At 29.8% G+C, this 11,993-nt stretch carries 13 protein-coding genes; 6 read left to right on the top strand and 7 right to left on the bottom strand.

Going from position 1 to position 11,993, the window contains the following annotated elements; genetic code table 11:
* Positions 1–129: 129 nt before the first annotated feature.
* The 6 genes from KPL55_RS19650 to KPL55_RS19625 all read right to left on the bottom strand — a co-directional run bounded on the left by KPL55_RS19650 (position 130) and on the right by KPL55_RS19625 (position 4,487).
* Positions 130–897, bottom strand: coding sequence for a protein-glutamine gamma-glutamyltransferase (locus KPL55_RS19650; protein WP_216308452.1), 768 nt, complete (start codon positions 895–897; stop codon positions 130–132).
* A 49-nt stretch (positions 898–946) separates the two neighbouring features.
* Positions 947–1,705, bottom strand: coding sequence for a hypothetical protein (locus tag KPL55_RS19645; protein WP_216308451.1), 759 nt, complete (start codon positions 1,703–1,705; stop codon positions 947–949).
* A 203-nt stretch (positions 1,706–1,908) separates the two neighbouring features.
* Positions 1,909–2,070 carry a hypothetical protein gene (locus KPL55_RS19640; protein ID WP_216308450.1) on the bottom strand — a complete coding sequence of 54 codons (162 nt, stop codon included), beginning with the start codon at positions 2,068–2,070 and terminating at the stop codon, positions 1,909–1,911.
* Positions 2,071–2,235: 165 nt separating this feature from the next.
* On the bottom strand, positions 2,236–3,261 hold the full coding sequence (locus KPL55_RS19635) for an aldo/keto reductase (protein WP_216308449.1): 1,026 nt from the start codon (positions 3,259–3,261) through the stop codon (positions 2,236–2,238).
* Between the two features lie 15 nt (positions 3,262–3,276).
* Complete coding sequence (locus KPL55_RS19630) at positions 3,277–4,080, bottom strand: MBL fold metallo-hydrolase (protein WP_216308448.1); 804 nt, start codon at positions 4,078–4,080, stop codon at positions 3,277–3,279.
* A gap of 209 nt (positions 4,081–4,289) precedes the next feature.
* Positions 4,290–4,487, bottom strand: a complete 198-nt coding sequence (locus KPL55_RS19625) for a cold shock domain-containing protein (protein WP_216308447.1) — start codon at positions 4,485–4,487, stop codon at positions 4,290–4,292.
* Between the two features lie 389 nt (positions 4,488–4,876).
* On the opposite strand from KPL55_RS19625, the gene amrA reads away from it, so the two are divergent.
* The 3 genes from amrA (at position 4,877) to KPL55_RS19610 (ending at position 7,588) form a co-directional block, all read left to right on the top strand.
* Positions 4,877–6,277 (top strand): AmmeMemoRadiSam system protein A, encoded by a 1,401-nt coding sequence (gene amrA, locus KPL55_RS19620; RefSeq protein ID WP_216308446.1) that lies wholly within the window; start codon positions 4,877–4,879, stop codon positions 6,275–6,277.
* Between the two features lie 10 nt (positions 6,278–6,287).
* The gene (gene amrS / locus KPL55_RS19615; RefSeq protein ID WP_216308445.1) at positions 6,288–7,286 is read left to right on the top strand and encodes an AmmeMemoRadiSam system radical SAM enzyme; all 999 of its coding nucleotides are present in this window, start codon (positions 6,288–6,290) and stop codon (positions 7,284–7,286) included.
* A gap of 95 nt (positions 7,287–7,381) precedes the next feature.
* Positions 7,382–7,588, top strand: coding sequence for a hypothetical protein (locus KPL55_RS19610; RefSeq protein ID WP_216308444.1), 207 nt, complete (start codon positions 7,382–7,384; stop codon positions 7,586–7,588).
* A gap of 101 nt (positions 7,589–7,689) precedes the next feature.
* On the opposite strand, the gene KPL55_RS19605 is transcribed toward KPL55_RS19610, so the two are convergent.
* On the bottom strand, positions 7,690–8,739 hold the full coding sequence (locus tag KPL55_RS19605; RefSeq protein ID WP_216308443.1) for an AI-2E family transporter: 1,050 nt from the start codon (positions 8,737–8,739) through the stop codon (positions 7,690–7,692).
* Positions 8,740–9,018: 279 nt separating this feature from the next.
* Between KPL55_RS19605 and KPL55_RS19600 the strand changes: the two genes are divergently transcribed.
* The 3 genes from KPL55_RS19600 to KPL55_RS19590 all read left to right on the top strand — a co-directional run bounded on the left by KPL55_RS19600 (position 9,019) and on the right by KPL55_RS19590 (position 11,971).
* On the top strand, positions 9,019–9,642 hold the full coding sequence (locus tag KPL55_RS19600) for a DUF4867 family protein (protein WP_216308442.1): 624 nt from the start codon (positions 9,019–9,021) through the stop codon (positions 9,640–9,642).
* A gap of 47 nt (positions 9,643–9,689) precedes the next feature.
* Entirely contained in the window at positions 9,690–11,171 is a 1,482-nt protein-coding gene (locus tag KPL55_RS19595; protein ID WP_216308441.1) for an L-fucose/L-arabinose isomerase family protein, read from the top strand.
* A gap of 182 nt (positions 11,172–11,353) precedes the next feature.
* Positions 11,354–11,971, top strand: coding sequence for a L,D-transpeptidase (locus KPL55_RS19590; protein ID WP_216308440.1), 618 nt, complete (start codon positions 11,354–11,356; stop codon positions 11,969–11,971).
* Positions 11,972–11,993 lie beyond the last annotated feature (22 nt).

Here is an 11,993-nt window from a genome sequence, read left to right as displayed (position 1 = left end):
TGAAAGTTTTCTGGAATTTATTTAAAAAATTATATAAAAAAAACAGGTATGCATTTTTAAACATACTCTGTTTTAAAACTATTGGTTTAATTTCTTAACTTAATGACATTGCCCTAGTGGGACCCTTTTTTATTGAATTTTAAATTCATCATATATATCAGATAAATTTTTAAAGTCGGGACGTCCAGCTGAATCTAATAGGTAAGCAGATGTCTTTGATTTTTTTATTCTATAATCGTTTAATTCATCAATTATTAGAGATGCCTTTCCAATACCTATACCATGCCCAAAATAAAGTTCGTTACCAAGATTTATTACATTTTCTCCTTGCCATTCAGGAGTTGTTGGATCTACATCAGGGTTGCTAAAGTATTGTCTATCCCCTGGTAAATAATCAGCTCTTTTTATTATATAACCTATTTCCTCAAGAGGACTATTAATATAGTGCCAGTTCATTAACTGTATTATAGGAAATAACTTATTAAAAAGAGTATCTGCATAAATACTAAGTAGTGCTTGATAATAAATAATAACCATGGCGGTAGCGCATTCATTGGCATATTTAGAACCATTTATAAAAATATCACGAATAGCATCACTTGGAGTCACTCCTTTTTTTAATATAAATCCACCTTCTTCAGTTCGATCCCAATAATTAGGGTTACACTTTGATTTACGAAAGGTGCTAAAAGACATATCACCAGCATTTAAATTTTTAGCGGCAACGACGATATTATTTCGCAATCTAAGTTCAAACTGCAGTTGATTTAATGAATTATATTCATATCGTCCTTGACTAGAATTCATATTAATAAGGATATCTCTTTCAATATCATTTAGTTTATATTCATTTATAAAGGGATCAATCTTAAAAGCATTGCTAGAAACTATTATCATTTACTAGCCTCCTAATTTTCCTCATATTTATTTTAACTATTTTAAATTATTAATATATTAGGCCTTTATGTGCAATATTTATTTGATCTAATATTGAATTATTAATCCATAAATCCCATAAATATAGATTTTCATAATGACTTCTAAGTGAGTAGTTTGATAGGATTAATTTTTTATCAACACTCAATTTATTAAAATCATCAGATAGACGGTTTTCTTTGTCCGTGTATGGTATCAAAGGTTTTCCGGTATAAACAGATATGGGTCTACACAAATATTTGGAATCTAAAGCTAATATATAAGGCATAGGATTACTTGTTCTTTGAAAACTTTCACCTGTGTAATATAGAAAAGGTTTGTTTTCTTTAAGATAGTAAATAAAATTCATATATAGTTTTTTATTATCTTTTTCTATAGTCATATCTATTGAAGGCACAAAGTCCAATAATTTACATGCTAATTTTACATCAATTATGTTATCTGAATGTAGGTAATTTGCGATTAACATTAGGCTATTAGGATCTCTTGCTTGAAAAAAAGCCCATATTAAGTCATGAGTAAAAAGACCTTCTCTATTTCTAAAAAAAATTATGTCAACTAAAGTAGGCAAAATTGTTTTATCTTTGTGAGTCTTTATTAAAAGTAGTGCCGTAATATCTAAGAATTCATCATTATCATTTCGTAAACCTGGGCCCATTAAACCTGTTTTAAACATGCCTTTTAAAACAGGATAAGTTATTTCACTATTACTAGAACGTAAATACTGAATTTCTGATAAACTGGGGGGTGTTATATTTTCCAAACTCATATAATATCTCCTTTCATTTTTTATTTTAAAGTACTAATATAAATAAAGAACGATATTATATAGTATTAGAATTACCGCTAATATGTTAATGATATTTAAGAATATTTTAATTTTTAAATGTTAGCATGTGAAATTTATTGATATAAAAAATACCCCCATGGACTACGTCCATGGGGGTATTTGCTACAACATTTAATATTTTATTAATTAAATAAAATATTAGCTAATTGCAAGTTAGTATCTTTAATTTCTATCTTTGTTCCTTCACATTCCATCTTTAGTAATGACATTTCTTTTTTAAATCCCATTATTCCAATTGATATTAACACAATGCCTATAAATACTACTATAATATCTGAACCCATATAATTATTCATCTCCTAAAGCCGATCATATTTTAACTTATTTAAAATTATACTATGATATATAGAGGCTTAGCAACTTCTTAAGTGGGTTGATAATACGTTTACTTAGGTAAAATCATTCAACATAATAATATATAGTATTAGTAGCATAGTTAAGATATTAAATTAAGTATTTTTTTGTTTAGAATAGAATTCATTGTAGCTTTTAAGTTCTCTTTTTAAAAGATTAGGAGTATCAAGTTTATAAGGACAATGATTTTTACAGTGGCCACATTCTATGCAGTTATTTATTAAATCCATCTTTTCTTTGAAGTCATCTTCTAAGAAACCTTGATAAGGAGCTCTTTTAAGAAGAAGCGTTATTCTAGCTGATGTAGGAATTTGAATGCCGGCAGGGCAAGGCAAACAATATCCACATCCACGACAGAAATTACCTGATAACTCAGTACGATCCTTATCAATAACGGACCACATAAAATCATCTAGCAGTGGCGGGTTTTTCTCAAAAGAAAGAAATTCATCTAATTCCGTTTCTCTTTGTATTCCCCATATTGGAACAACATTGTCATATTGACGTAAAAATGAAAACGCAGAGGCAGCATTAGTTATTAGGCCTCCAGATAGAGCCTTCATAGCTATAAGCCCCACGTTTGTTTTTTTACATTCTTCAATTAGCAATAAATCTGTTTGAGCAGATAAAGAGCAAAGTGGAAATTGTACAGTATCATATAGTCCGGAAGCTGCAGCAGCCATAGCATTCTTTAACTTATGATTTGTAATTCCTATAAAACGAACAAAGCCTTTCTCCTTGGCTTCTAGGAGGCCTGCATAGAGACCTTCTGGATCTTTAGGATCAGGAAGTACATCAGGATTATGGAGCTGCAGGATGTCTATATAATCAGTTTTTAAGTTTTTTAGGCTTATTTGCAAATGCTCGAGCAAAGTTTTTCTGTCTTTGGCATGGCTTTTAGTTGCAATTATTATTTCATTTCGTACATCGGAAAGAGAATAACCTATTTTTTCTTCACTGTCAGAATATCCTCTAGCAGTATCGAAAAAGTTTATTCCATTGTCATAAGCTTTTCGTAGAATCTTTTTTGCATCTTCAAAAGAAACCCTCTGAACAGGTAATGCTCCAAAGCCACTACGCGAGACCATAAGATTTGTTCTTCCTAATTTTATTTTATCCATTTATACACCTCACATTTATAAATTTATAATATCTAAATCATCGGGAACAATAATATTTCCAGAAAAGAATTCTTTGCCTTCATCAGTATATAGTTTTTTTCTATTTAATATGTTTTTATCCTCAGTATGAAACAAGATTATGTTTTTTACATTTAATTTAGATGCAGTTTTACAAGCATCTTTTACTGTAGCATGATGTTTTTCATAAGGTTTAAAGATATCCTTTTCTGTATAAAGACAAAAGGATTCATGAAGGAGGTAGTCTACATTATTAACATATTCAAATAACTGGTCATTATAAGGCTCGTCCCCTAAAAAAGCTAACGTCTTTCCAGTTTTAAGTGTTGTATTAAATCCAAACTGAAGTTCTTTAGTACTTCTAATATCAAAAAACTCTATATTCCAATCCAGTATGGGAAGTTTACAATTATCATAGATTTCATTAAGGAGTATCCTATTCCCAATATATTTTGTAAACTTTTTATCTAAAAGTAAGTTACTTATTGTATTTATAACATCAATATTATTAGTGTGACAATAAATTGTTAAATTGCCTTCATAGTTTCCATTAGTAATTTGCTGAGCGACAGCCCTAATAATCCACACAATACCAGAAATATGATCGTTATGTCTATGAGATATAAATACATGGTGGATTTGATTTATACCTATATCTAATTTTTCCAGGTTTGAAAGTATTGTATTTCCGCCACCGGTGTCAACCAAAAAGTGTTCTTTTCCATTTGAAAGGGTAAAACAAGTGTTATAACATTTTGTAACCATAGCACTTCCCGTTCCTAAAAAACTAACTAATTCCATATATGTACATTCCCCTTTATTTTAGATTAAACTTATTATTTAAAGTCTTATTATATTTTACTTATACTTATTATTACAGTAAGAGATATTTTTATCAATAGCTTATGCTAATTTTATAAATAGTATAAAGCATAATCAAATCAAGAGATATAAACAAAAAAATAAAAAGCCATTAAATAGTTTCCTATTTAATGGCTTTTTATTTATTACTAAAGTACAGTAATGTTTTCTGCTTGTGGTCCTTTATCGCCTTTAACTATGTCAAAAGAAACTTTTTGACCTTCATCAAGTGATTTGTAACCATCTGAGTTTATTTGTGAAAAATGAGCAAATACATCTACTCCGTCTTCTCCAGTGATAAATCCAAATCCCTTTTCTCCATTAAACCATTTAACTGTTCCATTCATATAATGATACCTCCGAAATTTTAATTTTCTTAAACCATATGTAATAACTAAACCAACAAAATTTTGATAACAAAATACTATATTTTAAACATGAAAGATTCAAATATATCTGCGTGTAATTATTTAATATTAATTTAAGTCAATTTGATATTATCACGAATAAAGAAAAAAAGCAAGTAAAATTAACTTAAATATTATTTGGTATAATAGACAATGCTTGTACTACCAATGGATAAGAGGTTATTTAAAATAAAAAATAAAATTATATTATTTTTTATTTTAATAATATAAACTATAATTTATATGAAATTATGGATATGAACTCTAAGGATTGGGTAAAATAATTATTTAAATGTGTTATAAAGTAATTAGTAGGAGAGGTGATTAAAATGGGTAAAATAATTGGATTTTATGTTATGCCACATCCGCCTATATTAATTCCAGAGGTTGGCCACGGAGAGGAAGAAAAGATAAAAAATACATATGATGCATGTGAAAGCATTGGACGTGAGATAGAAGAATTAAAACCAGAGGTAATTATAATAGTTACACCACATGGTACTATGTTCTCTGATGCTATAGCGCTTTCTTTCGAAAATTCTATAAAAGGCAACTTAAAACAATTTGGCGCTCCACAAGTTTCTATGGATTTTAATATAGACATGGACCTTACACAAGAAATTATAGTAAGGGCAGATAATTGTAATATACAAACTATTGCTGCCACGGGCAGCACTCTTAAACAATATGGTAGGGAATATGAACTAGACCATGGATCTATAGTTCCACTATATTTTATAGAAAGTAAATATAAGTCTTTTAAGCTTGTTCATATTACATATGGTGGACTTACTCCCATTCAATTATATAAATTTGGTAAAATTATAAGAGAGGCTGTAGAGGAAAGTTATAAAAATGTTGTGTTTATTGGTAGTGGCGATCTTTCTCATCGTCTCAAAGACGAAGGCCCTTATGACTATAGCCCATATGGAGAAAAATTTGATAAGGAAATAATAAGTTTACTAACAAAAGGTGATGTAGCTGGTGTATTTAATATAAATCCAGAAATAGTTGAAAATGCCGGAGAATGTGGTCTTAGGTCTTATTATATTATGCTAGGAGCGATGGATGGTTATGAAATAAAAGGGGAACTTCTTTCTTATGAAGGTACATTTGGAGTTGGTTATGGGGTAATGAAGTTTGAACTTAAGAAAGGCAATATGAATGTTTTGGAAGAAATTATCGGACAGAAAAGAGAAAAATATAATACAAGGATAAGTAATGAAGATATATATGTACGCCTTGCTAGAGAAAGTCTTACTAATTATCTAATAGAAGGCAATTACATGGAAGTACCCAGCTATGTAAATGAGGATATGATAAATTTACAAAGAGGTGTGTTTGTTTCTCTTAAAAAATTCGGTAAGTTAAGAGGGTGCATAGGAACTATTTTTCCGGTAACTGAGAGTATTGCAAAAGAAATAGTTCAAAATGCTGTATCAGCAGGAGAAGGCGATCCTAGATTTGGGAATGTATCTGTGGAAGAACTTGAGGATATTATCTTTTCTGTAGATGTTTTAACGGAGCCTAAAGCAGCTACAAAGGAGGAATTAAATCCTAAAATATTTGGAGTCATTGTTAAAAGTGGAGTAAAGAGTGGGGTGCTATTACCAGATCTCGAAGGTGTTGATACTGCCAAGCAGCAAATAAGTATTGTGTTAGATAAGGCAGGAATTCTACCAAGTGAAGATTATGCTATAGAAATATTTGAAGTTAATAGACATAAATAGAGGTGTTGGGATGGATAAGGAAGTTTTATTTGAGGCTTTATTCTATGAAAAACAAGGAGATAATATAAGTTGCAAACTTTGTCCACATAACTGCCTTATTAAAGAAGGATCACATGGAAAATGTAACGTGAGGGTTAATAGGCTGGGTGTACTTTATTCATTAAATTATGCAGAGATAACCTCAATGGCACAAGATCCCATAGAAAAAAAACCGTTATATCATTTTAAACCAGGTAGCAAAATACTTTCTGTAGGAAGTTTTGGCTGCAATTTTAGCTGCGACTTTTGTCAAAACTACTCCATATCTCAAGGGCGAGCTAGCAGTGAGTACATATCTCCAGAAAAGTTAGTAGAGATATGTCAAGGGCTTGAAGGCAATATAGGGGTAGCATTTACGTATAATGAGCCATCTATATGGTATGAGTATGTCTACAAAACGTCAAGGCTTTTAAAAGAAAATATTAAAGATATTAAAATAGTATTAGTAACTAATGGGTATATACAAGTGGAACCTTTAAAGATGATTCTTCCTTATGTAGATGCAATGAATATTGATTTAAAATCTTTTAATAACAAGTATTATAAAGATATATGTGGAGGAAGTATTTCTCCAGTATTAGATACTATTAAAATATCATCAAAACAGTCTCATGTTGAGGTAACTACACTGATTGTAAATGGTGAAAATGATTCTAGTGATGAAATTCAGAAAATTGCAGAGTTTATAGCTTCAGTAGATAAAAATATCCCACTTCACTTATCAAGATATTTTCCGAGTTATAAGATGGATAATCCGGCTACAGAAATAGATGTGATGATTAAAGACAAGGATATAGCAAAAAAATATATTAACTATGTATATATTGGTAATGTCCAAGGTGTTGATAACTCAACATACTGTCCAAAGTGTTGCTATAAGCTAATCCAAAGAGACAATTATAATGTTAAGGTTAATACGAAGTTTGATATATGCGTAAAGTGTGGGTATAAAACAAATATTATTCTTTAATTTTGTAATTGAATCCGTTATAGATTAGATCAGTATAGGTATATAAAATTAAGGGCATTATAATATAGAATAATTAGTAAAGGAGATGCTTTTTTATGAGTCAAAATAAAACCATAGCTGAAAACAATCAAAATATAATACCAAATAGTGAAAATAGGTTGAACAAGAATATGACAATAAAACAAAAGGATCAGAGTCTTATTGATAATAGTTTAAATAGTGAAAATGCTAATAATGGATATAAGGTTAACGGAAATGCTAGTGTACAAGCGGCTAAGAATGGAACTAGAAATAAAAATTAGATAAATAAATCACTTATAATCATAAAAAGTGAAAGGCACAGTAGATTTAAATTTAATCTACTGTGCTTTTTATTATAAGTTTCACATGTTTTATAATTATTTTATGATCTCAACTTGTCTGAATATAAGTTAGCTATTACTGTTTTAATAATAGCGTAAATAGGCACAACAGCAAATGCCGCCAGAGGACCTCCTAATGCAACTGCACCTATTACTAAAAAGATGTCAGTCAGTGGGTGGATCTTCATTGCTTGGGACATAATTGCAGGTACAACAACCCTGCCTTTTAATGTTTGTACGATGATGAAGACTATTAAAAGCTTTCCTATCATGACAAACCCCATACTTAAAGCAATAACAGAAGGGATAATCATTGAAATGAAAAAACCTATAAAAGGGATAAAAGCCAAAACAAAAGTTATAGATGAGAAAAGCAGAGCATTTGGAATACCAATAATTTTGTAACCTACAAATATCATGATGGATAGAGAAAGGGCTACTTTTGCTTGACCGATAACATAAGCATCCAAAACAGTATTGCTATCAGAGAGAGTTTTTAGTGACAGTTTTTTATACTTTTCAGGAATTAAAAACATAACTTTATCTATGAAATAAGAACCATCTTTTAGCAAATAAAATAATATTATCAACATGAGAAATACAGTTGAAAATGTATGCATTGTATATTTTACTGCAAACATTAAATTATGAAGCAAGTTTTTAGTATAAGTGTTAGCTATATTGGCAAAGGTTTTATACACCTCATGGGCAGGTAGATAATTATTAATATTAACCATCATTTGATTAATATAATTTTTGTTTTTAACAATATTGGTTAGGTCATCTATTGTCACATCGAATTGAATAACTATATAATTGATAAAAAAAGTTAGGACACCTATAGCAGTGAATATTCCAAGTATTAATGTTAAGATAGCTGAAGCAGATGGTTTTAGATGCTTTTTCAAGAAAATTGTATTTAATGGTTTTATTAGATAAAATAAAAATATAGAGAATAATAGGGGACTTAAAAATGATTTAAAAAGTATTCTTACAAAATTATGGAAAAATAACATTCTACTGAAAAGCAGTATACCTAAAAAAGTTAGATTTATGATTAGTAAGTCCTTTATTATTTTATTTCTAGGCATAGAAACCACATCCTTATATTTACTAGATATATATTTAGTTTGAGCACGAAGTCATGCAATTATTCATTTTTAAAATTAAGATATTCATATAATTAAGGCTAATTAAAATGGTATTTTTGTAAGTGAAAATATTAATCTAGAAGATATTTTAAATAAAATGAAAAAGTTTACAAAAATGCATTGAAGAAAGTGTAATTAAGATGTAGAATAGACTTATTAAAGTGATTTTAAAAAGATTTTTAATGTTTTATCTAAATACTTAAAGGAAGGATGGTAAATGTGATTATTAATAAAGTTACAGATATTAAGTTTAAAAAATATGGACAAGTTTTAAAAAATTATGATTGTTTAGAGTTAATTGAAAAGATGAAAGCAACACCATTGCCTAGCGATGTAGTCTATGAACCATCAATTAAAGAATTAGAAAATATAGAAATTGCTGAGGAATTAAGAATTAGAGAATTTGGCGAACTACCAATTCAAATAGGATATTGTAATGGTAATAATTATTTGCTTAATGCAGTTGAATATCATCGTTCATCCGAAATAAATGTTGCAGTAACTGATCTTATATTACTTGTAGGGTCTCAACAAGATATTCATGAAGATTACTCGTATGATACTTCAAAAATAGAAGCCTTTTTAATTCCATCAGGTTGTATAATAGAGGTTTATGCAACTACACTTCATTATGCACCTTGTAATGCTAACGAAAATGGTTTTAAATGCGTAGTTGTGCTGCCAAGAGACACTAATTTAGCTCTTGAAAGCAAAATTAATAAATCTGGTGAGGATGCACTATTATTTGCTAGAAACAAATGGTTAATTGGTCATAGTGATACTGATTTAGGTACTAAGGGAGCATTTATAGGACTAAAAGGACAAAATATATCAGTAAAATAAAAAATTAACAAATAAAATAATTTTTATAATAAATCGGAGGAATTAAAATGATAAATTTACCACAATTAAAATTAGGAATTGTTGCAGTTAGTAGAGATTGTTTTCCAATGGAGTTATCTGCTAATCGTAGAAAAGCTGTAGTAAAATCTTATAAGGAGTTTAATGCAAATATATTTGAATGTTTGACTACAGTGGAAAATGAAACCCATATGTTAAAAGCATTAAAAGAAGTTAAAGAAGCGGGTGTAAATGCATTAGTAATATACCTTGGAAATTTTGGACCTGAAATTTCAGAAACACTACTTGCAAAACAATTTGATGGACCAGTAATGTTTGTTGCGGCGTCAGAAGAAAGTGGAGATAACTTAATGAATGGACGTGGAGATGCTTATTGTGGAATGTTAAACGCTAGCTACAATTTAGCATTACGCAATATAAAGGCATTTATCCCTGAATATCCTGTTGGAACAGCTAGTGAAGTTGCTGATATGATATCAGAATTTGTACCGGTGGCTACGTCAATACTTGGACTTGAAAATTTAAAAATAATTTCTTTCGGACCTCGTCCACAAGACTTTTTAGCATGTAATGCACCAATTAAACAATTATATAATTTAGGTGTTGAAATTGAGGAAAATTCAGAATTAGATTTATATGCAGCATTTAATGAACATGCTAATGATTCAAGAATCCCAGAGGTCATAGCTAGCATGGAAAAAGAATTAGGTGAAGGAAATAAAATGCCAGGTATACTTCCAAAACTTGCGCAATATGAAATTACATTACTTGACTGGATGGAGGCACATAAGGGCTCTAGAGAGTTTGTTGTTTTTGCTAATAAATGTTGGCCATCATTCCAAACACAATTTGGATTTGTACCTTGTTATGTAAATAGTAGACTTACAGCAATGGGAATTCCTGTAGCATGCGAAGTTGATATTTATGGCGCTTTAAGTGAATATATAGGAACTTGCATAACACAAGATGTTGTAACATTACTTGATATTAATAATTCAGTTCCTGCTGACATGTATAACTGCGAAATTAAAGGTAAATTTGATTATACAATTAAAGATACATTTATGGGCTTTCATTGTGGAAACACAGCAGCTTGTAAATTAACTACTGGTACTATGAAAAACCAAAAAATTATGGCAAGATCATTAGAGCCTAATGTAGAACCAAACATAACTCGTGGAACACTTGAAGGAGATATTATTCCTGGAGAGATAACATTCTTCCGTTTACAAAGTAATGCAGAAGCAGAATTAACAGCATATGTAGCAGAGGGTGAAGTACTACCAGTTGCAACTCGTTCATTTGGATCTATTGGTATTTTTGCAATTCCTGAAATGGCAAGATTTTATCGTCATGTATTAATTGAAAAGAAATATCCACATCATGGCGCTGTTGCATTTGGACATTATGGAAAAGCAATTTACAATTTATTTAAATATTTAGGTGTAAAAGAATTAGGATTTAATCAACCAAAAGGAATGCTTTATAAATCAGAAAATCCTTTTAAATAACATGTAAACAAATAGAAAGTATTTAATTAGAGCTTGTAGACTAGGCACAAAATTGTGTTTAGTTTATGGGTTCTTTTTTACTATGAAAATCAAAAAAAATTTCCAAATTCGGAAACTAAATGTACATTTATGTCAATACTATACATATAGTCATTTTTATTTTACGAATTTGGAGGGTTATTATGAGGAAGATAGGAGTTATAGCGGTGCTCGTAACATGTATTCTAGTAGGGGCACACTCTGATAATAAAAAATCGATTAATTATCAAAAACAGTCAAGTGAAAAGTTTTATCAGAGTCAATCAGGTAATAATAAAGAAGATAACAAGGCTGCATTGGACGCAAGAATAAAAAATATGCAGTACATATTTCCAATTGAAGATCCTGTGAGAGCAAAAGCTGGGAGAGATAAATATCTAGTTAAAGTAGCAATAAGAGAACAAAAGGTATATGTTTATAAGAATGGTATTGAAATTAGAATAATGGATTGTTCTACAGGATTAGCAGGGGTAGACTCAGATACACCAATTGATAATTATAAAATAAATAGCTACTATGGTCAATCGTTTTATAGTAATAAATATAAAGAAGGTGCAAGATATTGGGTAGGGTTTAGTGGCGCAGAATATTTGTTCCATTCTGTTCCCACGGGAGAAGATGGTCAAATAATAGCTACTCAGGCTGATATGATAGGGAAGAAAGCATCGCACGGTTGTATAAGATTATCAGTAGATGATGCATTTTGGTTTTATGAAACAATTCCAGAAGGGGCGGATGTAGTTACTGGGAATGCTGTTTAATGACTTAGTTCTATATCTTAAT

Origin of the sequence: Clostridium lacusfryxellense (assembly GCF_018861735.1) — a bacterium.
In the GTDB taxonomy this organism is placed as follows: Bacteria; Bacillota; Clostridia; order Clostridiales; family Clostridiaceae; genus Clostridium_AD; species Clostridium_AD lacusfryxellense.
Note: the sequence above shows the minus strand (reverse complement) of the source record. Positions and strands in the feature narration are given on the sequence as shown.